The sequence below is a fragment of the Microbacterium sp. genome (assembly GCF_030149085.1).
Classification (GTDB): domain Bacteria; phylum Actinomycetota; class Actinomycetes; order Actinomycetales; family Microbacteriaceae; genus Microbacterium.
Genome location: NZ_JASBSF010000399.1, coordinates 1 through 25,134, shown reverse-complemented (window position 1 = coordinate 25,134; position 25,134 = coordinate 1). Strand labels below are relative to the sequence as shown.

The window sequence follows — 25,134 nt, the reverse complement described above, 5'->3', positions numbered from 1 at the left end:
CGCGGCGGAATCGGGGGGAGCTGTCACGGGTCCTCGTCGGAAAGGGAAGTACGCCCTAACTTAGCCGAACCTAACTCCGCACGCCCCACGATGGGGGTCGCGCCGGCGTCCGGCCCGGAGCATCACGAGCGGCGCGCGACGCCGGCGCGGCGCAGCGATACGCCGATCCCGAGGCCCGCGGCTGTCCACGCGACGGGGCCGAGCACCGCGACGATGAGGTAGATGATCTGCGCCCACAGCGGCAGCGAGGCGAGGTCGGCGGCGAACGCGACGACCACCGCGACGAGGATGCCGATGATCACGGCCGAAATGAAGAACCGCCAGGCGTCCCACACCCGGTAGCGGGTGAGTGCGGCGACGAGCTCCTGGATGCCGCCGAAGAGGATCGCCGTGCCGAGGAACCGAAGTGCCCACTGGGGAGCCATGGCGCTGGCTACCAGCGCTGCGAACACGTGGCTGAGCAGCGCCACCCACGGGAGGCGAATGACCTCCTGCGCGATGATGCCCGGCAGCACGTGGGCTCCGAGGACGAAGCCGTACAAAATCGGTGCAGCCCCGAGGACGAGCGGGGTGACCCATCCCGCAACGCCCGCGAGCAGCCCCGTCGCGACGCCGATGGCGGCGGTCGTCAGGAGCACACGCGTCGTCAGGACGGAGGTTCGGGCCACCGTATCAGCGTACTGCCGCGTTCGGGACCAAAGTCGGTCTCAGAGGCGTCTGCGTCGCCGCGTCAGTCGCACTCCCGGAAGCGGCGGGGCGGGGATGCGCTCCGAGCCGTGGTCGATGACGTGACCGAACCGGGCAGTGGAGTTCTCCCAGTCTTCACGGGCGACGACGATCTCATCGTGCGAGCGCCCGACGAAGTTCCACCACATCACGATCTCGTCCGGGAACGGCTCGCCCCCGAGCAGGAACACCCGGGCTCCGGAGTCCGTGCGGAGGGTGATCGCTTCGCGGTGTGTGCCGAGATACAGCAGGTGGTTCGCGTCCAGGTCGGCGGTGTCGTGCGCATCGCCGCCCGGCGCCCCGCTAACGCTCGCGTCGCCGTCGATCAGAAGCAGCGCGTGCTCCCACGCCGTATCGAGCGGGACGAGCACATCAGCTCCGGGCGTCAGGTCCAGCTCGGCGCCAACGATCGGGGTGTGCGCTGTTGCGGGTGAGGATGCTTCGCCCAGCGTCCCGAGCACAACGGTCGCCCGTGCGCCGCCGGCTGCAGCGGGCAGATCGACCACCGGAAGATCCGCGTGCTGTTCGAAGGATGCCTCCCCGAATCGGGTCGCTTCCGGCAGGGCCACCCACAGCTGCAGGGCGTCGAGCTCGACATCCGACTCGCCCACCGAGTACTCGGAGTGGGAGATGCCCGCGCCCGCGGTCATGAGGTTGAGCACGCCGCGGCGCACGATCACGTCGCTGCCGACCGAGTCGCGGTGGCGCACCTCGCCGCTGATGGGCCAGGTCACGGTCTGCAGGCCGATGTGCGGGTGCGGTTCGACGCGCATCATGGTGCGCTGCGGCCCGAAGCGGTCAAGGAAGCACCACGCTCCGACGAGCGGGAGGTCGCGCTGCGGGAGCGCCCGAGAGACCTGCATGGCCCGTATCCCGCCGAGCGGGACATCCCTCATTTCGAGGTTCAGCAGGCGGGGTCCGTCGCAGTCGGCTGCGCCTTCTTCGGCCACCGCTGCGTCCGAGTCGAGTCGGGTCATCCCTGCGGCGCCGACCCGTGGGGCCACGCGATGTCGAGGCCGTTCACCTCATGCTTCTGCAGGTAGCGCACCACGAACGAGCACTCCGGCACGACGGTCTCACCACGGGACGCGACATCCGTCATTGCCTGTCCGATGAGTTCGGTGCCGAGGCCTCGGCCCGAGAAGGCCCGATCGATCTCGGTGTGGGGGAAGACCAGGCGACCCTGATCGTCGGCGACGAATTCGGTGAAGCCGGCGAGGGCTCCGTCGAGGCTGATCTCGTATCGTCCCTTGTCGTCGTTGCGCACGACCTCGGGGGTCACGTCAGTATCGGTCATCACCTGTCCTTTCGTTGCTTCCTCCCAACGTAGGCGGGGGCTGTCGTGTTCCGCGAGGGTCAGTGCGAGTGGGGGCCGATTCGCTCGCGTCAGGCAGACTCGGGGGGTGACTTCCCCGCCCACGCTCACGGACGCGGTGACAGGCGCCGCACCGGATGCCGTCTATGACGCTTTCGTGTCGTGGGCGCAGGGTCGCGGCATCCGTCTCTACCCCGCGCAAGACGAGGCTGCCATCGAACTCGTGTCGGGTTCGCATGTGGTGCTCTCGACGCCGACCGGAACGGGCAAGTCGCTCGTCGCGATCGCTGCTCACACCGCGTCACTTGCCCGCGGCGGCCGCTCGTACTACACCGCGCCGATCAAGGCCCTCGTGGCCGAGAAGTTCTTCGCGCTGGTCGAGATCTTCGGCGCCGAGAACGTCGGAATGGTCACCGGCGACTCGTCGGTCAACGCCGACGCACCGATCGTGTGTTGCACTGCCGAGATCCTCGCCAACATCGCGCTGCGGCAGGGCACGGATGCCGAGATCGACGCCGTCGTGATGGACGAGTTCCATTACTACGGTGATCCCGACCGTGGTTGGGCGTGGCAGGTGCCGCTGCTGCTGCTTCCGCGTGTGCAGTTTCTGCTCATGTCAGCGACCCTGGGCGATGTCACCCCGATCGTGACTGACCTCGAGCGCCGCACCGGCCGCGAGGTGGCGCAGATCACGGGCGTCGAGCGTCCCGTGCCGCTGCACTTCTCGTATGAGCGGCGCCCGGTTCACGACGTCATCGAGCGATTGCTGGAGGAGTCCGAGACCCCGATCTACATCGTCCACTTCTCGCAGGCCGCAGCCCTCGAGCGCGCCCAGGCGCTCATCAACACCAAGATCGCCTCGCGCGAGCAGCGCGATCAGATCGCCGCCGAGATCGGCGGGTTCCGGTTCACCACAGGGTTCGGCAAGACGCTCTCGCGGCTCGTCCGCGCCGGGATCGGCATCCATCACGCCGGCATGCTGCCGCGCTACCGGCGTCTGGTCGAAACCCTTGCCCAGCGGGGACTGCTCAAGGTCATCTGCGGCACCGACACCCTCGGCGTTGGCATCAACGTGCCGATCCGCACGGTGCTCATCACGGCGCTGACGAAGTTCGACGGCACCCGGATGCGACAGCTCACCGCCCGCGAGTTCCATCAAGTCGCCGGCCGCGCGGGCCGGGCCGGGTTCGATCCCTACGGCAATGTCGTCGTCATGGCTCCCGAGTGGGAGATCGAGAACGCCATCGCGCTCGCCAAGGCGGGGGATGATGCGGCCAAGCGCAAGAAGATCGTGCGCAAGAAGGCCCCGACCGGACAGGTGAACTGGGGTGAGGGGTCGTTCGAGCGACTCGTCGACGCCGAACCCGAGCCACTCACCCCGCACCTGCAGCTGACCGCCGCGATGCTCATCAACGTCATCGGACGCGGCGGAGACGTCTTCGGGAACGTCCGCTCCCTTGTGTTCGACAACCACGAGCCGCGGGCACGGCAGTACGAACTCGCTCGCCGGGCCATCGCGATCTTCCGCACGCTCGTGACGGCAGGGATCGTGGATGCCGCGGCTGACGGCATCCGTCTCACCGTCGATCTGCAGCCGAACTTCGCCCTCAACCAGCCGCTCTCGCCCTTTGCGCTCGCCGCCATCTCCCTGCTCGACCCGGAGGCGCCCGCCCCCTCCGCCCCCGCGAACTCCGCAGAATCGCACGAACTCCGCAGTCCTGAGCCAGAATCCTCCGAACTTGGCGCGGATCTGCGAACATCGGATGCCTCGCGCAAGGCCGGGACGGGACACTATGCGCTGGATGTCGTGAGCGTGATCGAGGCGACCCTGGACGACCCGCGGGCGATCCTCTCGCAGCAGGAGTTCCGCGCGCGCGGCGAGGCGGTCGCCGCCATGAAACGCGACGGGCTCGAGTACGACGAACGGATGGCGCTGCTCGAAGCGATCACGTATCCGAAGCCGCTCGCCGAGTTGCTGGCCCAGTCCTTCGCGGTGTTCGCGTCAAGCCAGCCGTGGGTGCTCGATTTCGAGCTGTCGCCCAAGTCGGTGGTTCGCGACATGTATGAGCGGGCGATGTCGTTCGGTGAGTTCGTCTCGTTCTACCAGCTCGCCCGCAGCGAGGGCCTCGTGCTGCGCTATCTCTCGGATGCCTACCGTGCCGTCCGCCAGACCGTGCCGGCCGAGGCGCAGACCGACGAGGTGCTCGACCTCATCGAGTGGCTCGGCGAACTGGTCAGGCAGGTCGACTCGTCGCTGGTCGACGAGTGGGCATCCCTCACGAACCCGGTCGCCGACCCCGAGGCCCCCGTCGTGCCGCCGGCACCGCCGTCGGTCCTGACAAACCGCCGCGCCTTCACGGTGCTCGTGCGCAACGAACTGTTCCGCCGTATCCAGCTGGCGGCGCTGCAAGACGACGACGGGCTGGCCGAGCTCGATCCGGGCGTCGACTGGTCGGCGGCGATGGATCGGTACTACGACGAGCACGATGAGATCCTCACCGGCGGTCCCGCGCGCTCGCCGCAGCTGTGTGTCATCGACACGACGGATGCCGACACCTGGCGCGTCGAGCAGATCATCGACGACCCGGCCGGAGACCATGACTGGCGCATCCGTGCCGAGGTGGACCTTGCGGCATCCGTCGAGGAGGGAACCGCGGTCGTTCGGGCGACCGAGGTCGTGCGGCTGTGAGCGGCAGCACGGTGGCGTCGGCGGCGCCGGATACGGTGGAGCGGTGAGCACGCCCGAGGACCCCTACGCCGACCTGGTGTGGGATCCGGACGATCTCGCTCCACCGCCCGACGGCGAGGAGCCGCCCGAGGACTGGGCGCCGGCCGCCGCCGGCATCCGTCCCGTGTCGGCGGCTCCCGCCCGATCGTTCACGGGAGTCAACCCCCTCGCCGTGCTGCGCGAGGTCTACGGCTACGACGCGTTCCGCGCCGATCAGGCCGAGATCGTCGCGCACGTCGTCGCAGGCGGCGATGCCGTCGTGCTCATGCCCACCGGCGGCGGCAAGAGCATCACCTACCAGGTGCCCGCGCTCGTGCGGGAAGGTACGGGCCTCGTGATCTCGCCGCTCATCGCCCTCATGCACGACCAGGTAGAGGCGCTGCGGGCCAACGGTGTGCGCGCCGCGGCGCTGAACTCGACACAGACCGCATCAGAGCGCGCCGAGACCGAGCGCGCATACCTGAGCGGTGAGCTCGATCTGCTTTATGTCGCACCGGAACGCCTGTCGGGCGCCGCGACCACAGCGCTCCTGCAGCGGGGGCGGCTCAGCGTCATCGCGATCGACGAAGCCCACTGTGTGTCGCAGTGGGGTCACGACTTCCGCCCCGACTACCTCGCGCTCGGCGATCTCGCCGAGCGCTTCCCCGGGGTCCCGCGCATGGCGCTGACCGCGACCGCCACCCGCGAGACCCACCGGGAGATCAGCGACCGGCTGCGCCTGCCCGATGCCCGCCATTTCGTCGCGAGCTTCGACCGACCCAACATCCAGTACCGGATCGAACCCAAGACCGACGTGCGGCGCCAGCTCACCGCGTTCGTCCGCGCCCAGCCTGCCGGCGCGTCGGGGATCGTGTACGCGCTGAGTCGCAAGAGTGTCGAGCAGACAGCCGCCTACCTCCACGGGCAGGGCATCGACGCGCTGCCGTACCACGCGGGTCTGGATGCCGGCATCCGTGCCGCGAACCAGCAGCGGTTCCTCCGCGAAGACGGAGTCGTGATGGTCGCGACTATCGCGTTCGGGATGGGGATCGACAAGCCCGACGTCCGCTACGTCGCCCACATCGACCTTCCGAAATCCGTCGAGGGCTACTACCAGGAGACCGGTCGCGCCGGCCGCGACGGTGAGCCGTCGGTCGCCTGGATGGCTTACGGCCTGGCGGATGTCGTGCAGCAGCGGCGTCTGATCGACGGGGGCGAGGGTGATCTTGCCCGCAAGCGTCGCCAGCACCAGCACCTGGATGCCATGCTCGCCCTCTGCGAGACCGTCGAGTGTCGACGGGTCAATCTGCTCGGGTACTTCGGTCAGCCGGCCGAACCCTGCGGGAACTGCGACACGTGCCTCGAGCCCCCCGAGACCTGGGACGGTCTCATCCCGGCCCAGAAGCTCCTGTCGACGATCGTGCGCCTCCAGCGCGAGCGCGGGCAGGCGTACGGGGCGGGGCAGCTCATCGACATCCTGCGCGGCGCCGACACCGAACGGATCCGCCAGCTCGGTCACCAGAGCCTCGCGACCTACGGCATCGGGTCCGACCTGTCAGACCAGGACTGGCGCAGCGTCGTGCGCCAGCTCCTTGCCCGCGGCATCCTCGTCGCCCGCGGCGAGTACGGCACTCTCGCTCTCGGCGAGGCGGCCGGCCCCGTGCTCAAGGGTGAACAGGCAGTGCCCCTGCGTCGCGATGTCGCCGGACGCGCGGGATCGGCCCGCGTGCGCAAGACCGCCGCGACTGATGTCGCCCCGGCCGACCGTGACCTCTTCGAGGCGCTCCGGGCGTGGCGGGCCGAGACCGCGCGCGAGCAGGGAGTGCCCGCCTACGTCGTCTTCGGCGACGCGACCCTGCGCGCGCTCGCCCAAGCCCGTCCGACCTCGCCCGCGGGCCTCGAGGGGATCACCGGAATCGGGGCGAAGAAGAAGTACGCCTACGGCGAGGCGGTTCTGGCCGTCGTCGCCGCGCATGCCTGAGACCATCGGTTGCCGCCCTGTGACCGGCAACGCTCAGGTGCCCCAGAACCCCACCATCGCGGGGGAACTGGGGCACCCTCATGTCGGCGCCTGGATCAGCTGGGAGATCCCCAACCCCAACCTGCTCCTCCCCGTCCGCATCCCACCCCGCGAAATCGCGTGGCTCGCCTTCGACGGCCACAAGATCGAAATCGGCCTCTGGCCCGCCGACAACGAAGACGGCGACACGTTCGACGAGTTCTACCTCGAACCCGACCACCCCATCCAACTCACCGACGCCCCACGATCAACCGACCGGATAGCGACAGACCTGCGATCTGTCGCGCTGCCGAGAACGTTGCTGTCGCTGCGGGGCTGACGGGCGCGCCGGCGATCGCTGCCTTCTGCGTTGTGCAGCTCGTCGCATCGCGACGGCGGCGCCGCACCACGAGAGAACAGATCAGCCGGTCCTACTCGAGCGCGCGAGCCTACAGCCGGACCTCGCGCCACCGCGGTCCTCCGCCGAGCGCGGCGGGTATCCGCTAACGTTGGCCAACCCGGCCGTGGCGATGTATCCTTGGGAGTGCCCACCGTTACGACGGAGAGGGAAGAAGACCTTAGAACCCCAGCCGGACGACTGGATCTAGGGTCTTTCGCCTTTTCAGTCCAGCCCCTGCGAATCCGGTGTCATCTCCTCGAACGCCAGCGTCCCTACCAGAGCGTCGTAGTGTTCGGGGATGCCGAGGTGACGCGAGTTGATCGCTCCCAGCACCGCATCCGCGATCCACAGCAACGGCTCCTCACCGCCCTTCGGGTGACTGATCCGCAGACTGTGGTCCAGGCTCTGCGCCTGCAGTGCGACGATGTGGGCGCGATCCGCGGCGTCCTGTGAGTGGGACCGGTGCTCGAGCGCGGCATCCGTGACCCCCATGCCCGCCAGCTCGCGGTAGACGACCTCGAGGCACTTCCGGCGATACCGCTCGACCTTCTTGCGGTACTCATCCAGGTGGCTGACGACCACGTTCATCGGCCCCAAGCTCGTGATCGTCTCCACGATCCGTCGCGGCGCGCCTCGCTCTCAGCCGTCCAGTGCACCTTCACCTGGCCAGGAAGCAGCAGCGACCGCATCACATCGCGCGCCGCCTCACACGCATCCACCTCGACCAACGCCGCGCAGATCAGATACTCCTGACGATTGCCCCGCAGCCGACGACTCGTCGATGAACGCACGGAACTGGTCCACTCCCCACACGTTAGCTACCCCGTGCCTCCTCTGGGAACGACGGGGTAGCCCGTGAGTTCAGAGGGCGTGACTGTCCGTCGTGTACAAGCGAAATACGCTGACGGTTCGCGGATCAGGGCGACGAGTTGAACACTCCGAGGGGATCGTCAGTTGAGACGGAATCTTCTTTGGGGGCGTCCGCCTGTGGCACAAAGAACATCGCAATAGCTGCGACGATCCCGGCAAGGGTCCCCGAAACCACCGCGATCAGCGGGAATCCGAAGAAGAAGAGCCAGCTGACCACTAGTCCGTTCAGAACGCCAAGGAGGAGCCAGCCGACAACTGGGCTCACGACGCTGAAGATAACGAAGAGTGCCTTGCCACTTCTGGTTCGTAGCTTCCGCGCAAGGGCGATGGTCCCGAGCACCACCAACGCGGATGTCGTGAGCGCCAGGGCCGTACCCCACTTGGCGGCATCAACGAAAGTCTGCAGCGTGTATTCCGTCGCGAAGATGAGGTAGTACACATTGAGCGTTCCGATGGAAAGTGCGACACCGACGACGGAACCGTACGCGATCACTCGCCAGTACGGTCCCATCGTCGGTTTTGTCATGCTTTCATCCTACGAAGGAGTATGCGTCTTGGAGATCGTCTGCGTGGGGCAGAGACCTGACACGCAGATGAAGTCCCCTTGGGCGCCTTGGTACATCGTCTGCCAATACTCCGAGCCGCTGGAGTTCATGAACAAGCCATACGCCTCGTGGGCGGGGACGGGGTGCCGGTATCCATCGACTTGCATCACACCGCTCGCCCACGTCTTCACGTATACGACGTACCGAATCGCGCCGGACGAGCAAAACGGGTTCCCAACCTCATGGCTGACCTTCACCTTGTAGAGGCTTGAGCTGACGCTGCGCTCGCTGAAGACGATGCCGCTCGTCGATGCCGTACGGGTCTCCTTGAGTCCACCCGAGCTGTTGTACAGACGGGTCTGTCCGACATGCTTTTCCTCGATGACGTAGTTCGGTCCGAAGTCGATCTTCATTCGAACACCGGTCCGATGAGAGTTGTACCACCACGGGTCCTCGTACAAAGTCGGGGTCACGTACCCGCGATTGTCTCCACCGAACTTATCGCCGAAGATGCCGACGCACCCGCCGAAAGCGCCCTGGATGATGTCCCAGTCGACGCGATTATTCGTGATAAACGTGTTGTACAAGAATCATGACGCGACTGGCTGAAGAGACAGTGACGAGATCGGATCGTCTACCGTCTCCAAAAGTTCGGCGGCGTTGGCGGCAAGCGTGTGGACCTGGAACGTCAGTTCATCGCCGCCGATCTCTCGTGCTGCAGGTTGGACCGTGTAGGTGTAGTCCGTTCCTGGCTGCAGGCCACTTTCGCTGAATGACGCATCGTCTGCAGTGTCTACGAAGACTCCGTCGCGATACACGTCGTAGAGGACTTTCTCGTCGCCAACCCACGCGGCTGAAAAGGATGTTGAGGAGGTCGCTGTGGAGAATGCGAGCTCCAGGGAGGCGGGGTCGATCTGAGGTAGATCGCTGAACGAGATCTTTTCCTCTGAAGTCTGCGGTTCCCCATCGGTGAAGTAGTTGACGCCCTCAACCCAACCCTCGAGCCCGGGTTCGGTGGCGTCAGAGGTTGGCTCCTGTTCCTTCGGTGCATACAGTGATCGGAGCAGCACGGGGTCACCGCCGGACGTCAGAGCCACAGCAGTTTTCTCGTCGGCCTTAGCCTCGTCGATATCGATAATTTCGAGCCGCTGTCCCCTTGCATCGGGGACAGCCTTGAGATCCTCGACCGGAGCCTCAAGCGAAACCTGTACTTCATCATCTCCTGGTGCTGGGGCCGCGATAGCAGAAGGTGCGAACGCTCCGACGGCCAGCACCGCGCAGCCGAGGCCGCCGAGAATGGCCCGCCTCGCCGTACCCGCGACGGTCTTCTTGCTCCGCCGAAGCGAAGGGTCTTGGTTCCTGAGTAGTGGGCTCATCCCGATCCGACCTCTCTGTTGGAAACGCGTGGATCTCTAACTTCCAACCCAGGCTCACACAGGACCACGGACGTGTATGTAGGTATTTCGGGGGACAAATGAGAGCTTTGCTCCCAATACCCGTGTACGAAAGACGATCGTTCTACGGACTTCCCAAACGGTCGAAGCGCGCTTTCGGAACCGTGCGCCTCTGCGGCGCAACAGGGCGAGTGTGCAAGTGTCCGTACCCCAGCGTTCGAGCGGACGCCCGCGGCGACGCTGCCGGCTCTCTTTGAGATTGCCGTCCTGGTCGTCGTGGACGCCCACGCGAGTTGAAGACAAACAGCGCTCGGTTCTCACGGACTCACACTCTGGCCGGCAGGCAGGGCGCGCGCGGTCCTGCAACGGGCCCGAGCGCGGCTCCCCATAGGCTTGCAGCATGACCCGACCCGACACCGCGATCGTCGTCATGGGAGTCAGTGCGAGCGGCAAGTCGGTGGTCGGGATCGAGATCGCCCGCCGCCTCCACCTCCCCTTCGTCGACGCGGACGACCTCCATCCGGCCGAGAACGTCGCGAAGATGTCGCAGGGGATTGCGCTGACGGACGCCGACCGGGCGCCCTGGCTCGACCTCGTGGGGGAGCGGTTGGCGCTGCGCGCCGCTGGTGGTCAGGTGCCCGAGCGCGCCGCAGCGGAGTCATCCGGGGTCGTGGTGGCGTGCTCCGCGTTGAAGCGCGCGTATCGGGATCGCCTGCGCGCACGCGCGCCGCACACGGTGTTCGTCCACCTCACCGGCGATCCGGAACTCCTCAGCAACCGGGCGCTCGCCCGCACCGGACACTTCATGCCCCCGGCGCTGCTGGCCTCGCAGCTGGCGACGCTCGAACCGCTCGGCGACGACGAGTCTGGCGTGGTGGTCGATGTCGCGGCCGATGTGGCAACGGTCGCCGAGCGTGCCGTCGAGTGGGTGCAGCGCAACGGCAGCGAGTGAGGCGGCATCCGGCTGGAGGCTTCCTGAGCGCCCTGTCGCAACACCACAACCATCCGGTCCGACGTCGTCGACCCTTGTTGTAGGCATCGTGAAGCGATTTGAGCCGTCTTTGTGGGATGCCTACCGTGGGTCCTGACGTTCCCTTCCCCCTCATCGAGAGGTGATCCCATGGTCGACGCTGCCGTCCGTCCGTCCGAAACGCCCACCGCCGAACCGCACATCGACACCGAACTGGTCACCCGGATGCTGCTCGGTACATGGGCAGATACTCGCCGCGAAGCCCGCGAGATGATCAAGGACCCCGCGTTCTGGCAGATCAACGGACTGCCCATGGATGAGCACCGCGAGCGTGTCCTCAGCCAGCTGCATCTGCTGGTCGACGCCGGGGGCTCCCGCCGCGCGTTCCCGAAGAAGTATGGCGGCCTCGAAGACAACGGCGCGAACCTCGCCGGCTTCGAGGAGATCGTGCTCGCCGACCCGAGCCTGCAGATCAAGTCGGGCGTCCAGTGGGGACTGTTCGGCTCGGCGATCTACCAGCTCGGCACCGAGAAGCACCACGACCGCTGGCTTCCCGACGTGATCTCCCTCGCCCTGCCGGGCGCCTTCGCGATGACCGAAACGGGGCACGGGTCGGACGTCTCGGCGATCGGGACGACGGCGACCTACGACCCCGACACCGAAGAGTTCGTCATCCACACGCCCTTCCGGGGAGCGTGGAAGGACTACCTCGGCAACGCCGCGCTGCACGGCAAGGCCGCGACGGTGTTCGCTCAGCTCATCACCGGCGGCGTGAACTATGGCGTGCACTGCTTCTTCGTGCCGATCCGCGATGACGAGGGCGCCTTCTTGCCCGGAGTCGGCGGTGAGGATGACGGCGTCAAGGGCGGCCTCAACGGCATCGACAACGGTCGCCTGCACTTCGACCAGGTTCGTATTCCGCGTGAGAATCTGCTGAACCGCTACGGCGATGTCGCGCCCGACGGCACCTACTCGAGTCCGATCGACAGCCCAGGTCGGCGCTTCTTCACGATGCTCGGCGCTCTCGTGCAGGGCCGCGTCTCGCTCGACGGCGCCTCGACGTGGGCATCCGCGCTCGCCCTCACGATCGCGGTGACCTACGGCAACCAGCGCCGCCAGTTCGACAGCGGTGCAGGAACCCCCGAGGTGACCCTGCTCGATTACGGCAAGCACCAGCGTCGGCTGCTGCCCCGGCTCGCGCAGGTCTACGCGCAGGCCTTCGCGCACGACGAGCTGCTGCAGATGTTCGACGGTGTCTTCAGCGGTCGCACCGACACCCCCGAGGAGCGCGAGGACCTCGAGACCCTCGCTGCCGCGCTGAAGGCGCTGTCGACGTGGAACGCGCTCGACACGATCCAGGAGGCCCGCGAAGCATGCGGCGGTCAGGGCTTCCTTGCCGAGAATCGCCTCACGGCCTTGCGCGCCGACCTCGACATCTACGTCACCTTCGAGGGCGACAACAACGTCCTGCTGCAGCTCGTTGGCAAGCGGCTGCTCTCGGACTACGCCAAGCAGTTCAAGGGCAAGGATGCAGCATCCCTCGCCCGCTTTGCCGTGGGCCAGACCGCCGGCAACGTCGTGCACGGCGCGGGTCTGCGCCAATTCGGACAGGTCGTCACCGACTTCGGCTCCACTGCCCGTGCCGTCGAGCGTGGGCTTCGCGCCGAGCAGCAGCACGAGCTGCTCGGTGACCGCGTACAGCAGATGGTGGCCGACATCGCGGGTCGGCTGCGCCCGGCATCCAAGATGTCTAGGACGGATGCCGCGGCCCTGTTCACCGAGAACCAGGCCGAGCTCATCGAAGCCGGTCGCGCCCACGGCGAACTACTGCAGTGGGAGGCATTCACCGATGCCGTCAACCGCATCGAGGATGCCGACACCAAGCAGGTCCTCACCTGGTTGCGTGACCTGTTCGGCCTGACCCTCATCGAGAAGCACCTCTCGTGGTACCTCATCAACGGGCGTCTCTCGAACCAGCGGGCCGCTGCGGTAACGCGCTACATCGACCGGCTGCTGCGCAGACTGCGCCCGCACGCCCAGGACCTCGTCGACGCGTTCGGCTACGAGCCCGAGCACGTGCGTGCCCCCATCGCTTCCGGCGCAGAGCAGGCCCGTCAGGACGAGGCTTCCGACTACTACGCGCGCCAGGCAGCCGAGGGGTCCGCTCCGATTCCCGAGAAGGTAGCCAAGTCCGGTCGGTGAGGCATCGGGGCGCGGAGGATGTCGGCGGCTGCCCCTAGCCTGTGAGCATGAGTCCTGACGCGATCCGCTCCGATCTGGTCATCGACGCTGATGGTCTCGCCCGCTGCGGGTGGGTTGGTGCCGATCCGGATTACATCCGCTATCACGACGAGGAGTGGGGCCAGCCACTGCACGGTGACCGTGCCCTCTTCGAAAAGATGAGTCTCGAAGGCTTTCAAGCCGGGCTGTCGTGGATCACGATCCTGCGAAAGCGTCCCCGATTCCGGGAGGTGTTCGCGGGATTCGAGCCCGAGGTGGTCGCGGCGTTCGATGAGGACGACATCGAGCGCCTCATGGCGGATCCCGGGATCGTGCGCAACCGCGCCAAGATCGAGGCGACGATCTCGAACGCGAGGCTCGTGGCAGAAATGGCGGCCGGGGAACTCGACGCACTGCTGTGGTCGTTCGCCGATCCGCCCGGTGAGCGGCCGCGCCCCAGAGCGCTGAGCGAGCTGCCGGCCACCACCGCGGCATCCGACGCCCTGAGCCGTGAGTTGCGGCGCCGCGGGTTCCGATTCGTCGGGCCGACGACGATGTACGCCCTCATGCAGTCGGCCGGGATGGTCGACGATCACCTCGACGGGTGCTGGCGGGCCGCCTGATTCGAGGGACCGTCGCGGTGCATGCCGCGAGGCTTATGCTTCGGGGTCGGTCAGTTCTGGAGTGGCGAGTGTGACGCCGGTCTCGACCAGGTGTGGCGCGTGGTGGTCGACGACCTTGACGATGACGCCGCGGCGGCGCAGCTCGGCCACGGTGCGGATCTCTTCCCCGACGTCTCTCCCCAGAGCATGGACTGTTGCGACAACGACGACGTCGCCGCGGCGCAGGCGTCCGAACAGGCGTGCCAGCCGGTCCTCCCACGACTCGAGCGTTTCGGGCGATGGATGCCGAAAGCCGTCGATCGGCACACCGAATCGGGTCAGCGCTTCGCGCTGATTCACGACCGGGGGCATCCCCTCGCGGGAGACGACAACGCCGACCAGACGCGCATCTGAGGGGCGCGCTCGCCACCACGCACTGTCGGCGCGTTGTGGCGCGAAGCACGTCGGGCACTCCGCCGCCTGGTGCGCGCCGGGGGATGCCGCAACGGGCCCGCCCTGATCGTCAGTCATGGAGGCCTCCACGGCTATTGTGCCTGACGGCGTGGACAACCGGCGTCGCGTCAGTCCGCGCTCTCGAGGCGCAGCTCGAGGTTTATCTGCGAGGCATCGAGTTCGGCGAGGGCACGCCGCAGTGCCGCGCTGCCGAACTCTCCGCCGCTGCTGAGCTCGATGAGCCGCTCCCGGCGCACGCGGATGAGGGCGAGCCGCAGCTCGAGGATGTCGCGGGCTTCGTCATCCTCTGCCTCGCCTGCCTGGAGGAACATCGGCCCGACCCGCTCGGTGAACTCCGCCGCGAACGGCGAGCCGTCGCGTCGCGTGAGCGATCCCTCGTCGGCTGCCATCAGTGCAGCCTGGTGCATCTCGCGCACGAGCCGTTGTTGCTCGGAGCGCACCAGATTCTCGTCGTCCTCGTTGGAGACCCGGAGGAGGCGAACCAGGCCCGGCAGGGTGAAGCCCTGGAGCATGAGGCTGGTCAGGGCGACGGTGAAGGCGACGAAGATGAGGAAGTGTCGGGAGGGGGCATCGGCCGGCAGCGTCTGTGCTGCCGCAAGGGTCACGACACCACGCATCCCCGACCAGACGATGATCGTGCCATGCTTCCAGCCGAGAGGTGCGGCGCGGTAGTAGTTGAGGTCCGACATCGCCCGAGCGACGCGACGGCGGAAGATTGCCATGCGACGGTTCCAGCTGTCCTCGGTGATGCGCCGGCCACGGTCGCCGAGCTGCTGCGGGCCCCCGGCTTCGATCTCGTCGATCCGGTCGGAGACGGCGTTCAGGCGCTCGGTTCGCCTCGGATGCAGCCGCCGCCCCTGGCCCCACACCAGCAGTGCGACGTACCCGGCACGAACGGCGAGCAGGATTCCGAGGGCGGCGCCAGCGATCCACAGGCCGTGGCCGATGCCGTGGATGCCGTTGGCGGTGCCCGTCACGATCTCGCTCATTTCGAGGCCCATGACGAGGAAGACGCCCCCTTCGAGGAGGAGCTCGACGGTGTGCCAGGTGACGCGGTCGGACATGCGCTGTTCGGGTGTGAACCACCGGGCGGCGCCCTGGCCGGTGACGATTCCGGCGACCACGGCGGCGACGAGCCCCGACCCGCCCAGCTCTTCGGTGGGGAGGTAGGCGACGAAGGGAACGATGAACCCGGCCGCCGTCGTCGCCGCCGAGCTACGCAGCCATGATCGCAATCGGAGGTTCGCGTAGCCGACGATCGCGCCGATCACGATCGCGATGAACACCGCCCAGAAGAACCCGCCGACCGCGTCGATGGCCGGCGGAGCCTGGCCGGTCGAGGCGATCATGACGAATGCGGCCACTGCCGAGTTCAAGATCACCAGTGCGCTCGCGTCGTTGAGCAGGCTTTCACCTTCCAGCATCGTCACGACGCGACGAGACACCCCGAGCCGCTTGGCGACAGCTGTAGCGACGGCATCCGTGGGGCTGAGGATCGCGCCGAGGGCGAGCGCGAGAGGGTACCCGAGGTCGGGGATCACGACGTAGAAGAATGTGCCCAGTACGAACGAACTCACGAACACGAGCACCACCGCGAGACCCGCGATGGGAAGAAGATCGCGGCGGAACTCAACGGCGGGCAGCGACACTGCCGCCGAGTACAGCAGCGGGGGCAGCACTCCGACCAGGATCCACTCCGGGTTGACGCTGATGTCGGGCAGGAACGGAAGGTAGCTCGCAATGATGCCGATGACGACGAGCAGAAGCGGACCCGCGACTCTGATGCGCGGAGCAACCCTTGCCGTCATCGCGACGACGAGCACACCGCCGATGACGAAGAGGAAGGCTTCGGTTGTGGTCACAGCAATCCCCGCGCGGCCACGGCGGCGCGCTCTGCGACGAGTTCCGCCACGGAGGCATCGATGCGCGCCCGGGCCCGGGCGTCCACCGCGAGCCCCTCGATCACGCGGTATCCGGTGCCGTCCGACGTGACGGGGAACGAGCAGATGAGGCCCTCGGGCACGCCGTACTCGCCGTGCGAGACGACCGCCGCCGAGGTCCACCCGACTCCCGCGGTCTCATCTCGGACGTGGTCGATGGCCGCGGCGGCAGCTGAGCCCACCGACGAGGATCCGCGAACCTCGATGATCTCGGCGCCCCGCTTCGCGACACGGGGGATGAAGGTCTCATCGAGCCACGTCAGCGCCGCATCCTCGCCGCCGAACCGCTCCGCAAGCGCCGCGCGTGCCGAGATCCCATCGACGAGGGCGTGGTCGACGTCAGGGAACTGCGTCGCCGAGTGATTGCCCCAGATCGTCATCTGTTCGAGGCTCGCGGCCGGCCGCTCCACGGCGGTGGCAAGCTGGGCGAGCGCGCGGTTGTGGTCCAGGCGGGTGAGCGCGGCAAACCGCTCGGCCGGGACATCGGGCGCGGATGCCGAGGCGATGAGCGCGTTCGTGTTCGCGGGGTTCCCGACCACGAGCACGCGCACACCGTCAGCGGCAACAGCCCCGATCGCTGCCCCCTGCGGCCCGAAGATTCCGGCGTTCGCTTCGAGCAGGTCGGCGCGTTCCATGCCTGCGGTTCGAGGGCGCGCGCCGACCAGGAGCGCGACGTTGCATCCGTCGAAACCGGTGCGGGCGTCGTCGGTGACCTCAACGTCGGAAAGCAGCGGGAATGCACCGTCCAGGAGCTCGAGGGCTGCACCTTCGGCCGACTTCATCCCCTGCGGAATCTCCAGCAGCCGCAGCCGCACCGGCCTGTCGGGTCCGAGCATGTCGCCTGCCGCGATGCGAAACAGCAGCGCGTAGCCGATCTGCCCGCCTGCGCCGGTGATGGTGACTGTCGTGGGCGTCGCGTCGGGAGCCATGACCCAGAGCGTAGTCGTCGGCCGAGTCTCGGGTTGGCCCGATAGTCCCGCCTCAGCTGACGTTCGGTACGTCGGCGCGCACCAGATCGGCCGCGATCTCGCCGATCACGATCGACGGAGCATGCGTGTGACCGCGGATGATCGTCGGCATGACCGCGGCATCGGCCACGCGCAGGCCCGAGACGCCACGCACGCGCAGCTCGGGGTCGACGACAGACGCGGCATCCGTCCCCATGCGAGCGGTGCCGACGGGGTGGTAGAGCGTGTGCGAGTAGCGACGCAGTGACAGCTCGATGCGCTCGCCGCTCGACATCCGCTCGCCGCCCTCTGGCTGCACCCAGCTGCCCGTGGTGACGGCGCCCAGCGCCGAGGTCGCGATGAGCCTCTCGCACACCTCGAGGCCGGCGCGCAGTGTCACGGCATCCGTGCCCTCAGGGTCGCTGAGATACGCGGGATCGATCAGCGGGTGGGCGTGAGGATTGCTCGAGGCGAGACGGATGCTGCCGCGACTGCGCGGGCGCAACAGGATCGCACCGACAGTGATCCCCTCGCCGGGAAGGGGGACGAGGCCCTCGCCGACGTAGGGCGCGGCGGCGAAGATGATCTCGATATCGGGAAGGCCGCCCGGCATACCGACACGGTCGGCGTGCGTGGTGCGGACGAAGCCGTGGGCCTCGGCGACGTTCGAGGTGAGCATTCCGCGCCGCGCGGTGAGGTAGCGCAGCAGCTCTGCCGGCCGTTCGGCTCCGTACAGCGTGCCGCCCGATGCGGCAGGGGCAAGCCCCGCGACCAGGTGGTCCTGCAGGTTCTTGCCGACCTCGGGGGAGTCCACGAGCGGACGGATGCCGACCTCGGCGAGTTCGTCTGCCGGCCCGATACCCGAGAGCATCAAGATCTGGGGTGTGTTCACCGCGCCGCCACAGAGGATCACCTCACGCCGGGCGCGAGCATGCCGGGTCGTGCCGGCGATGTCGACGTAGACTCCGGTGGCCCGCGGCTCGCTGTCGCCGTTAGCGGTGACCGTCACGCGGCGCACATGGGCATTGGTCACCACGCGGAGGTTCGGCCGTGAGGCGGCGGGCCGCAGGTACGTGTCGGCGGTCGACGCGCGGGCGCCGCGCCGCTGCGTCACCATCGTCTGCGAGAAACCCTGACCGGCAGGGAGGTTCGCTTCGGTGATGGCGTATCCGAGCTCCCGTGCTGCACCGAGAAACGCCGTGGTGTGGGGCCGCGGGTCGCGCTGCCGTTCGACATCCTGTGGGCCCGACCGTCCAAGCGATGGGTCCACGGCATCCTGCACGTTCTCGATTCGGCGCAGCACGGGCAGTACGCCATCCCACGACCAGCGCGCACCCGCAGCCGCACCCCACTCGTCATAGTCGGCCGCAAACCCGCGTACCCACATCATGGCGTTCAGTGACGACGAGCCGCCAAGCGTCTTGCCGCGCGGCCAGTAGACCTGGCGACCCTCGAGCTCGGGCTGGGGCACGGTGTCGTATCCCCAGTCGTATGGACTGCGGAACAGCTTCTTGAAGGCGGCCGGGACGTGCAGTTCCAGGGCGCGGTCGGGGCCTCCCGCTTCCAGCAGCAGCACCGTGACGCTCGGATCCTCGCTCAATCGTGCGGCCAGCGTTGCACCGGACGATCCCCCACCGACGATGACGTAGTCGGCCTCGAGTTCCCCGCGACGTCGCCGCGTGCTTCGGGGGCGTCCGCTGTTGGTCACGACCGGAACGCCGATTCGAGAATGCCGAGCAGCGTCGTCAGGCGCGGGCGAATGCGGAACCGTGTGAGCAGTCGCCCGCCGTCGGCGGCGCCGGGACTGGTGACGAACCAGGGTGGGCGCGGAAGGGCCGAGAACGTGCCCGCGCCGACCAGAGAGCCGGCCGAGCGGGGGAAGGGACGGAAGGGACCGCGCATGACCCCCCGCTCGATGTCATCGAGCAGCAGCGCATTGTGGACCACACCGATGCCGCTCTGGACGTCATCGAGCGTCCCGCCGGGGTAGGCACCCCACGGCATCGTCGGGATGCCGAACGCGACACCGGTCCAGGTGTTGATCGCCACCGTGCCATAGCGCAGCTCCGCGATCGCGTTCTCGAAACCGTCGCCGAGTGCTGCCTCAGTGACGGGATCGATGAGGAGGTTGGCGCCGAGGGTTCCGGTGAGTCGGTCGTTCGCGTACTCGACAGCCGCGTCGAGGAACTCCTGGCCATTGCCGGGGAGTGTCACCACGCCCAGCGCCGGCGCGAAATACTCCGTGGTCTCGATCGGCGTCGGGTCGGCATCCGTGCCAACCGCGATGACCGCGCGGGTGTGGCCCGACGACCAGTGTGCGCTCGGGTAGGTGTCGGCAACCTCGGCCAGACGCACCTGGGCCCCCGGATACCAGACCGGCCGTTGCGGTGCGCGGGCCATCGCCGATTCCACCTCCGCGAGGAACTGCTCGCGCTGGGCCCACTCGGCACTCAGGATCACGACCTGTCCGGCTACGCAGTTGTGGCCGCTGTTGTGCAGGCGCATCGTCGCGACGTGTTCGGCCTGGAAGCGCAGGTCGGCATCGGACCATGGACCCGGAACGACGATGATCGGCGACACACCGCCGAGCTCGGCGGTGATCGGCACCGACAGACGTGGGCGGGCACGGCGCTTGCCCGTCGCGGTACGGCCGAACACGATCGTCTCGAACGTGCGGGCGGCTCCCGTGATGTGGACGTGGTCGATACCCGCGTGCTCCGTGAGGGCAGCGCCGACCTCACCACCGCCCTGCACGATGCGCAGCAGGCCGAGTGAGGTAAGCGGCGCCAGGGCGCGCCCGAATACGGGAGCAAGGGGGTCTTGCGTCGGATTGATCTTGAGGATGCTGACCCGGTTGTGCGCGATGAGTTCGTACAGCACGTCGAGAACCGGGATCGAGGTGATGTTGCCCGCGCCCAGAACGAGCCCGACCCCACCGGACTCTCCCGAGGTCAGCTGACCGAGACCGGCCCTGCGTTGCGCCTCGGCGAGGGTCACACCAGGACGCAGCCACACCTCGCCGGTGTACCCCGAGAGGAGGAGGCCATCGACCGCGCTCGTCGGGAAGGCATGCACGCGGATGCGATCGCCTGGAGCCTCACCCACCCGAACGTGATCGAGCGGGCTGGCGCCGACCCGCAGGCTCGAGAGAGTCTCGATGTACGCGTCGATCGCGACCACCGTCGCGTACGGTCCGGTGAGCCACTCCTCGCCGACCAGGGGGCTCCCCGGTTCGAGACCCTTCGATCGGGCTGCGGTGAGCGCCCATTCCTCGGCTTCGGCGGCGACGGTGGCGCGGATGCTGCGAAGCAGACGGATCCGCTGCGTGAGGGTCAGTGCGTTCCAGGTGCGAGTCCCCGCACGCAGCTCCTCGATCGCTGCGTCGAGCGACTGGGTGACGGAGGCCTCGCCGGTGACGGTGCTCGCGGCGGGGCGAACGGATGACGGCATGGGCGCGCTCCTTCGGACGTGCCTCCAGCATATGTCCGCGGCACGGCGTCTCACCCGATGTGATGCGCCGTCTCACGGCCCCGTCAGGCCGCAAGGAGAAGTGTCAGGCGGCTAGGAGATCAGTGCGAGCTCGCGCAGCTTCGCCTCGACGTCGGCGTTGCTCGGCTCCACATGGTGCGTCGCATCGGGATAGACCACGACAGGAATGTTGGTGCGGCCAGAGATGTCGCGCGCGACATCCGCCGCTGACGGGTCGGCCTCGAGATCGACGTACTCGTACGCAACACCCAGCTCATCGAGCTGCGCCTTGGTGCGCCGGCAGTCGCGGCACCAGTCAGCGCCGAACATCGTCAGGGTGCCAGAAGTTTCCGAAGTCATGCATCCAGCGTACGACCGCCGCGCACTCATCGGCCGGTCAGCCTGTGGATGCGCTATGGATCAGTGGACAGCGTTACGGCGAACTCGCCGAGGCATGCCAGCATTGAGCCATGGATCTTTCCATCGTGGTGCCGACATACAACGAGGCACCCAATATCGCGGAACTCGTGACTCGGGTTGCATCGGCGACGAGCGGCATCCGGGCAGAGATCGTCTTCGTCGATGACAGCACCGACACTACCGCTGATGAGATCCGCAGGGTAGCTACCGACGCGCCGATTCCCGTACGTCTGATTCACCGCGACATTCCCACGGGCGGTCTCGGCGGAGCGGTGATGGTGGGGTTCGATGCGGCGACCTCCGACGTTTGCGTTGTCATGGATGGCGACCTCCAGCATCCGCCCGAGGACATCCCGCGCCTGTGGCTTCGCTACGGAGTTGGCGATGTCGATGTCGTCGTCGCCTCGCGATACAGCGGCGAGGGGACCAATGACGGACTGGCCGGAGCATCCCGTGTTGCCGTATCCAAGTCGGCGACGCTTCTGACCAAGGCGATGTTCCCGGGCCGCCTCAAGGGCGTCACCGATCCGATGACGGGCTTCTTTCTCATCGATCGTCGCCGCCTCGACCTGCGTACGCTCAAGCCGCGCGGGTTCAAGATTCTCCTCGAGATCCTCGCCCGCACCAACCTGCGGGTCGCCGAGGTGCCGTTCGATTTCGCCGACCGCAACGCCGGCGAGTCCAAGGCCTCGTTCCGACAGGGCGTGCACTTCCTCGCACAGCTGACGATGCTGCGCTTTGGCAAGATGTCGATGTTCGCCGTCATCGGCGGCCTGGGTGCCGTCGCCAACATCGCGATCGTCTGGCTCCTCGCGCGATGGGGGGTCCACGACATTCCCGCGATGATCGTCGCCGCCGAGATCACCATCATCGCGAACTTCCTGCTGCAGGAGCGATTCGTCTTCCAGGACATGAAGGCAGAGGCATCCGGGGTCTGGGAGCGCTTTGCGAAGTCGTTCGGCTTCAACAATGCCGAGGCGATCGTGCGGATCCCGCTGACGGCGCTCCTGGTCTCGTCGTGGCATATCTCGGTGGTCATCGCGACCGCGATCACGCTCGCGCTCGCCTTCGTCGCGCGGTTCCTGTTCCACGCGCTCGTGGTGTACGCACCCTCGCGCAGCCGGCGCACGGGCGCCAAGACCCGCACCCGCGAGGTCCTCGAAGAACTCGACGAGCAGGTGATGGCTCCCGGCGAGCTCTGAGCCGCCGATGCCGATCCGGTAACGCGGGGTCAGCCGATCTGCCGCGCGAGGTCTCCGACCGACATCCCGTAGTTCATGCGGATGACCGGAAGCGCGAGCTTGTCGGTGCCGATGTGCACGTAGCCGTAGTCGATCGTTCGCGCCATCTCGAACCCGGCGGCAGCGACGCCCGCCTTCGCAGTGTCGTTGTAGTGGCCGAACGGATACGCGATGACTTCCTTCGCGCCGATGTATGCCGCGGAGGACTCAAGATCGGCGGCGATCACGTCGGCTGACTCATTGACCATCCGCCCCTTACCATTCGCGCCGGCTCGGTGCATGTCCTCGGTGTGCGAGCGGACGATGACGTAGGGCGATGGATGCAGTTCCCGCCGGTCTATCGTGATCATGAACGAGGTGGCCAGCACGTGGTGCGCATCGACCACGGGGACTGCCAGCTGGTACCAGGTGGCGTCGGCATCGTCATCCGTCACGATCACCGAGTGGTTCGGCAGGAACAGCCGACCGTCGATGAAGGCGCTCAGCTCGTCCCATGTGGGCTGGTAGAAGCCCTGATCGGCGATGTAGGCCATCTGCTGCTCGAAGTCCCCGATGTAGGCGTAGTTCAGCCGCAGCCAGCCTGACTCGCCAGCCGGGTTCGACGTGAATTGGTGGTACATGAGGATCGGGATTTGCGCGTCTTCGGCGGCGTTAGCGTCGGGAGTCGTCCACGCACCATAGAGAGTGCGCTCCCGCTCGTCGCACGTGACGAGCTCCGACCCGTTGACACGGTCGGCGATGCTGAGACTCTCGGCGCCGGTGGGCGTGGCGTACCATCCCGCGAACACCGCCCCCTCGCGGGACGGGATCGGCAGGCCCGCATAGAGCTGACCCTCGTGCTGCAGCATCGGCGGCACGTCGAGGTCGGCGCCCTCGAACGAGACCGCGCAGGTCGTCGTATCGCCGCTGTCGACGAGCATCTGCTGCGTTGCGCTCAAGGGCGGAGGAGTAGCGGGCCGCGTGGGTGTTGTAACGGGTGCTGCCGATGCCCCCGGATCTGTCAGGCTGAGGGTTGCGACCGCGCCGACGATCAGTGCCACCAGTACCACGGCCACCAGGGCAGCCCACAGGATCACGCCATGGCGCGGGCGCGCATGTGCTGGTGCACGATGCACCGGATCCGCATTCCCCTGCCCGCTCATTGGCCACCCCAGTCAGACACCGCGGCCCCGAGCCGCGCACCGCGTACGGCGCGGCGTCCGACGCGCACCATCACGCGCGATAGGAGGATTGTATTCGTGAAAGATGTCCCAACAATCGATGTCGTGGCCGCTGTCGTCACAGACGGTGACGAGATACTCGTGTGCCGTCGGGGGGCTCACATCGGGCAGTCGGGCCGCTGGGAGTTCCCCGGAGGCAAGGTCGAACCGGGGGAAGACCCGATCGATGCGCTCGTACGTGAAGTGCAGGAGGAGCTTGGCGTCGGCATCCGTGTCACGGGACATCTGTCGACCGACGACACCCACGTCGGCGACCGCATCATTCGCCTCGCCTGCTATCGCGCGGAACTGGAGGGCGAGCGGCCGACGCAAAGCACTGATCACGACGAGCTGAGGTGGGTCGGCACCCGTGACCTCGACGGGTTCTGGTGGGCTGAGCCCGACCTGCCCGCTGTGCGAATCTTGACCGCGGAGTAGCATGCGAGCGTGCCTCGCTACGTGATCACGCTCGTCGGAGAGGACCGGTCCGGACTCGTCTCGGCGGTCGCGGATGCCGTGAGCGCCCACGGAGGCAACTGGGAGGGAAGCCAGCTCGCCGAACGCGCCGGCGTGTTCGCCGGAGTGATCGAGATCTCGGTTCCCGAGGAGTCGGCGACGGTGCTGCTGGATGCGCTGCTGGCGCTCGATGAGACTCTCACCGTCACGGCGCTCTCGGGGGCGGATGCCTCAGCGGCGAACCGCACGGCTAGTTCCCTCGTGATCTCGCTCATCGCTAACGACCGCCCAGGAATCGTCCGCGATGTCTCCGCTGTGCTCGCCGCGCACGGGCTCAGCATCGACGATCTGTCGACCGAGGTGCGCGACGCGGCAATGGCCGGAGGGCGCATCTTCGAGGCATCCGTTCTCGCCCATGCTGCAGCCGGCACCGATCTGTCCCGCGTGAAGGAAGACCTCGAGAAGTTGGCTGCGGAGCTGCAAGTCGAGATTGCGATCGGCTGACGCCGGGCGCGATGTTCAGGTCACTGACGCGCGAGGGCGTCCCAGTTGATCTCGATGTGGGTCGGGTCGCTCGGTGAGATCAGTGCCGGGAGCGTCGAGCCGACGCGCGGCCAATACTTCGCGCTCGTCACGACCTCGGTGCTGACCCGTGTCTCCGGGATGCCTGCGGTGGTTGTGACGACCTCGAGCTGACACGCCTGGTAGCGCGCGCGGCCCTCGCGGTCGGATGCCGAGACCACCCGAACCGTGCCGCGTACCGCATCGGCCAGCGGGTCACCGGTGTACTTCTCGAGCATGTGCGCGGCCTCTTCGACCCAGGGCTCCTCCATGCCCGAAGCCTACGGGACGCGTCGTTACGCCCGTGTCACCGGGTGGGCTCAGCTCGCCTGGGCGGGCGCGGTGCCGGATGTCTCGAGCCGCCGCAGGCGCCGCCGGGCCATGTCATGCGCTCGCGGGCCGCTACCGAGGCTCTTGCCGGCGACGAACAGCACGAACCGCGTCATCGTGATCACCGGCAGCCATGAGCGGCGTAGTCCCAGCATCCGTCGATACTCGCGCGAGATCGTGGCGACAGCGCCCGCGAACAGCAAACGGTAGGCCCACCGGAGCGACCCATCGAGTGGGACCCGGCGGAGGAACCGCACGACATCCTGCACGCTTTCGTCGCCGCGCAGGATGCCGCGATCGAGGTATCCGTGCATCCGATCTCGCAGGGTCGATGCCGTTTCGGGCGGGTC

At 67.4% G+C, this 25,134-nt stretch carries 24 protein-coding genes and 1 pseudogene; 9 read left to right on the top strand and 16 right to left on the bottom strand.

The genetic code is table 11. From position 1 onward, the window contains the following. Positions 1 to 122: 122 nt before the first annotated feature. From Q1V87_RS15865 to Q1V87_RS15855, 3 genes are read right to left on the bottom strand one after another with little or no spacing between them, the layout of a single operon-like run. Positions 123 to 668, bottom strand: coding sequence for an ECF transporter S component (locus tag Q1V87_RS15865; protein ID WP_292712955.1), 546 nt, complete (start codon positions 666 to 668; stop codon positions 123 to 125). A 39-nt stretch (positions 669 to 707) separates the two neighbouring features. Further along, positions 708 to 1,703, bottom strand: coding sequence for a pirin family protein (locus tag Q1V87_RS15860; RefSeq protein ID WP_300595049.1), 996 nt, complete (start codon positions 1,701 to 1,703; stop codon positions 708 to 710). Further along, positions 1,700 to 2,023, bottom strand: a complete 324-nt coding sequence (locus tag Q1V87_RS15855) for a GNAT family N-acetyltransferase (RefSeq protein WP_300595047.1) — start codon at positions 2,021 to 2,023, stop codon at positions 1,700 to 1,702. Before Q1V87_RS15855 ends, Q1V87_RS15860 begins: the two co-directional genes overlap by 4 nt. Before the next feature lie 106 nt (positions 2,024 to 2,129). On the opposite strand from Q1V87_RS15855, the gene Q1V87_RS15850 reads away from it, so the two are divergent. Genes Q1V87_RS15850 through Q1V87_RS15840 form a run of 3 tightly spaced genes read left to right on the top strand, consistent with a single transcriptional unit; the run spans position 2,130 to position 7,087 of the window. Continuing rightward, the gene (locus Q1V87_RS15850) at positions 2,130 to 4,730 is read left to right on the top strand and encodes an RNA helicase (protein WP_300595045.1); all 2,601 of its coding nucleotides are present in this window, start codon (positions 2,130 to 2,132) and stop codon (positions 4,728 to 4,730) included. A gap of 43 nt (positions 4,731 to 4,773) precedes the next feature. Then, complete coding sequence (recQ, locus tag Q1V87_RS15845; RefSeq protein ID WP_300595043.1) at positions 4,774 to 6,729, top strand: DNA helicase RecQ; 1,956 nt, start codon at positions 4,774 to 4,776, stop codon at positions 6,727 to 6,729. Then, positions 6,722 to 7,087 (top strand): hypothetical protein, encoded by a 366-nt coding sequence (locus Q1V87_RS15840; RefSeq protein WP_300595041.1) that lies wholly within the window; start codon positions 6,722 to 6,724, stop codon positions 7,085 to 7,087. The genes recQ and Q1V87_RS15840 overlap by 8 nt, the downstream gene beginning before the upstream one ends. 282 nt (positions 7,088 to 7,369) lie before the next feature. On the opposite strand, the gene Q1V87_RS15835 is transcribed toward Q1V87_RS15840, so the two are convergent. From Q1V87_RS15835 to Q1V87_RS15820, 4 genes are all read right to left on the bottom strand, one after another. Beyond that, entirely contained in the window at positions 7,370 to 7,735 is a 366-nt protein-coding gene (locus Q1V87_RS15835; RefSeq protein ID WP_300595039.1) for a hypothetical protein, read from the bottom strand. A 328-nt stretch (positions 7,736 to 8,063) separates the two neighbouring features. Further along, entirely contained in the window at positions 8,064 to 8,543 is a 480-nt protein-coding gene (locus tag Q1V87_RS15830; protein WP_300595037.1) for a hypothetical protein, read from the bottom strand. A 9-nt stretch (positions 8,544 to 8,552) separates the two neighbouring features. After that, positions 8,553 to 9,149, bottom strand: coding sequence for a hypothetical protein (locus tag Q1V87_RS15825; protein ID WP_300595035.1), 597 nt, complete (start codon positions 9,147 to 9,149; stop codon positions 8,553 to 8,555). 3 nt (positions 9,150 to 9,152) lie between these two features. Continuing rightward, positions 9,153 to 9,938 (bottom strand): hypothetical protein, encoded by a 786-nt coding sequence (locus tag Q1V87_RS15820; RefSeq protein WP_300595033.1) that lies wholly within the window; start codon positions 9,936 to 9,938, stop codon positions 9,153 to 9,155. 418 nt (positions 9,939 to 10,356) lie between these two features. Between Q1V87_RS15820 and Q1V87_RS15815 the strand changes: the two genes are divergently transcribed. From Q1V87_RS15815 to Q1V87_RS15805, 3 genes are all read left to right on the top strand, one after another. Then, positions 10,357 to 10,908, top strand: a complete 552-nt coding sequence (locus Q1V87_RS15815) for a gluconokinase (protein WP_300595031.1) — start codon at positions 10,357 to 10,359, stop codon at positions 10,906 to 10,908. A 168-nt stretch (positions 10,909 to 11,076) separates the two neighbouring features. Beyond that, positions 11,077 to 13,128: an acyl-CoA dehydrogenase gene (locus tag Q1V87_RS15810; protein WP_300595029.1), complete on the top strand. Its 2,052-nt coding sequence runs from the start codon at positions 11,077 to 11,079 to the stop codon at positions 13,126 to 13,128. A 47-nt stretch (positions 13,129 to 13,175) separates the two neighbouring features. Then, positions 13,176 to 13,769, top strand: coding sequence for a DNA-3-methyladenine glycosylase I (locus Q1V87_RS15805; protein WP_300595028.1), 594 nt, complete (start codon positions 13,176 to 13,178; stop codon positions 13,767 to 13,769). Positions 13,770 to 13,802: 33 nt separating this feature from the next. On the opposite strand, the gene Q1V87_RS15800 is transcribed toward Q1V87_RS15805, so the two are convergent. The 6 genes from Q1V87_RS15800 to Q1V87_RS15775 all read right to left on the bottom strand — a co-directional run bounded on the left by Q1V87_RS15800 (position 13,803) and on the right by Q1V87_RS15775 (position 20,937). Then, on the bottom strand, positions 13,803 to 14,279 hold the full coding sequence (locus Q1V87_RS15800) for a recombinase family protein (protein ID WP_300595027.1): 477 nt from the start codon (positions 14,277 to 14,279) through the stop codon (positions 13,803 to 13,805). A 50-nt stretch (positions 14,280 to 14,329) separates the two neighbouring features. Then, positions 14,330 to 16,084 carry a sodium:proton antiporter gene (locus Q1V87_RS15795; protein ID WP_292712977.1) on the bottom strand — a complete coding sequence of 585 codons (1,755 nt, stop codon included), beginning with the start codon at positions 16,082 to 16,084 and terminating at the stop codon, positions 14,330 to 14,332. Then, the gene (locus tag Q1V87_RS15790) at positions 16,081 to 17,091 is read right to left on the bottom strand and encodes a malate dehydrogenase (protein WP_300595026.1); all 1,011 of its coding nucleotides are present in this window, start codon (positions 17,089 to 17,091) and stop codon (positions 16,081 to 16,083) included. The genes Q1V87_RS15795 and Q1V87_RS15790 overlap by 4 nt, the downstream gene beginning before the upstream one ends. Before the next feature lie 52 nt (positions 17,092 to 17,143). Next, entirely contained in the window at positions 17,144 to 18,817 is a 1,674-nt protein-coding gene (locus tag Q1V87_RS15785) for a GMC family oxidoreductase N-terminal domain-containing protein (RefSeq protein ID WP_300595025.1), read from the bottom strand. Next, positions 18,814 to 20,559 carry an aldehyde dehydrogenase family protein gene (locus tag Q1V87_RS15780; RefSeq protein WP_300595024.1) on the bottom strand — a complete coding sequence of 582 codons (1,746 nt, stop codon included), beginning with the start codon at positions 20,557 to 20,559 and terminating at the stop codon, positions 18,814 to 18,816. Before Q1V87_RS15780 ends, Q1V87_RS15785 begins: the two co-directional genes overlap by 4 nt. Positions 20,560 to 20,670: 111 nt before the next feature. After that, positions 20,671 to 20,937: a glutaredoxin domain-containing protein gene (locus Q1V87_RS15775; RefSeq protein ID WP_292712983.1), complete on the bottom strand. Its 267-nt coding sequence runs from the start codon at positions 20,935 to 20,937 to the stop codon at positions 20,671 to 20,673. A gap of 110 nt (positions 20,938 to 21,047) precedes the next feature. On the opposite strand from Q1V87_RS15775, the gene Q1V87_RS15770 reads away from it, so the two are divergent. After that, on the top strand, positions 21,048 to 22,199 hold the full coding sequence (locus Q1V87_RS15770) for a glycosyltransferase (protein WP_300595021.1): 1,152 nt from the start codon (positions 21,048 to 21,050) through the stop codon (positions 22,197 to 22,199). A gap of 29 nt (positions 22,200 to 22,228) precedes the next feature. Here Q1V87_RS15770 and Q1V87_RS15765 read toward each other — a convergent pair whose 3' ends face one another. Next, on the bottom strand, positions 22,229 to 23,293 hold the full coding sequence (locus Q1V87_RS15765) for a polysaccharide deacetylase family protein (protein WP_300595019.1): 1,065 nt from the start codon (positions 23,291 to 23,293) through the stop codon (positions 22,229 to 22,231). A 183-nt stretch (positions 23,294 to 23,476) separates the two neighbouring features. Here Q1V87_RS15765 and Q1V87_RS15760 point away from each other — a divergent pair, with 183 nt between their 5' ends. After that, positions 23,477 to 23,875, top strand: coding sequence for a (deoxy)nucleoside triphosphate pyrophosphohydrolase (locus Q1V87_RS15760; RefSeq protein ID WP_300595017.1), 399 nt, complete (start codon positions 23,477 to 23,479; stop codon positions 23,873 to 23,875). A gap of 9 nt (positions 23,876 to 23,884) precedes the next feature. After that, positions 23,885 to 24,397, top strand: a complete 513-nt coding sequence (locus tag Q1V87_RS15755; protein WP_300595015.1) for an ACT domain-containing protein — start codon at positions 23,885 to 23,887, stop codon at positions 24,395 to 24,397. Positions 24,398 to 24,417: 20 nt separating this feature from the next. Here Q1V87_RS15755 and Q1V87_RS15750 read toward each other — a convergent pair whose 3' ends face one another. After that, positions 24,418 to 24,726, bottom strand: a complete 309-nt coding sequence (locus tag Q1V87_RS15750) for a hypothetical protein (RefSeq protein WP_300595013.1) — start codon at positions 24,724 to 24,726, stop codon at positions 24,418 to 24,420. A gap of 48 nt (positions 24,727 to 24,774) precedes the next feature. After that, positions 24,775 to 25,134 (bottom strand): annotated as a pseudogene (locus tag Q1V87_RS15745) (DUF2236 domain-containing protein); the annotation flags it as partial.

Coding starts and splice junctions, on each gene's coding strand:
- Q1V87_RS15860 (WP_300595049.1), bottom strand. CDS start 1,703: ATGACCCGACTCGACTCGGACGCAGCGGTGGCCGAAGAAGGCGCAGCC.
- Q1V87_RS15855 (WP_300595047.1), bottom strand. CDS start 2,023: ATGACCGATACTGACGTGACCCCCGAGGTCGTGCGCAACGACGACAAG.
- Q1V87_RS15840 (WP_300595041.1), top strand. CDS start 6,722: ATGCCTGAGACCATCGGTTGCCGCCCTGTGACCGGCAACGCTCAGGTG.
- Q1V87_RS15835 (WP_300595039.1), bottom strand. CDS start 7,735: ATGAACGTGGTCGTCAGCCACCTGGATGAGTACCGCAAGAAGGTCGAG.
- Q1V87_RS15830 (WP_300595037.1), bottom strand. CDS start 8,543: ATGACAAAACCGACGATGGGACCGTACTGGCGAGTGATCGCGTACGGT.
- Q1V87_RS15820 (WP_300595033.1), bottom strand. CDS start 9,938: ATGAGCCCACTACTCAGGAACCAAGACCCTTCGCTTCGGCGGAGCAAG.
- Q1V87_RS15815 (WP_300595031.1), top strand. CDS start 10,357: ATGACCCGACCCGACACCGCGATCGTCGTCATGGGAGTCAGTGCGAGC.
- Q1V87_RS15810 (WP_300595029.1), top strand. CDS start 11,077: ATGGTCGACGCTGCCGTCCGTCCGTCCGAAACGCCCACCGCCGAACCG.
- Q1V87_RS15805 (WP_300595028.1), top strand. CDS start 13,176: ATGAGTCCTGACGCGATCCGCTCCGATCTGGTCATCGACGCTGATGGT.
- Q1V87_RS15800 (WP_300595027.1), bottom strand. CDS start 14,279: ATGACTGACGATCAGGGCGGGCCCGTTGCGGCATCCCCCGGCGCGCAC.
- Q1V87_RS15790 (WP_300595026.1), bottom strand. CDS start 17,091: ATGGCTCCCGACGCGACGCCCACGACAGTCACCATCACCGGCGCAGGC.
- Q1V87_RS15780 (WP_300595024.1), bottom strand. CDS start 20,559: ATGCCGTCATCCGTTCGCCCCGCCGCGAGCACCGTCACCGGCGAGGCC.
- Q1V87_RS15775 (WP_292712983.1), bottom strand. CDS start 20,937: ATGACTTCGGAAACTTCTGGCACCCTGACGATGTTCGGCGCTGACTGG.
- Q1V87_RS15770 (WP_300595021.1), top strand. CDS start 21,048: ATGGATCTTTCCATCGTGGTGCCGACATACAACGAGGCACCCAATATC.
- Q1V87_RS15750 (WP_300595013.1), bottom strand. CDS start 24,726: ATGGAGGAGCCCTGGGTCGAAGAGGCCGCGCACATGCTCGAGAAGTAC.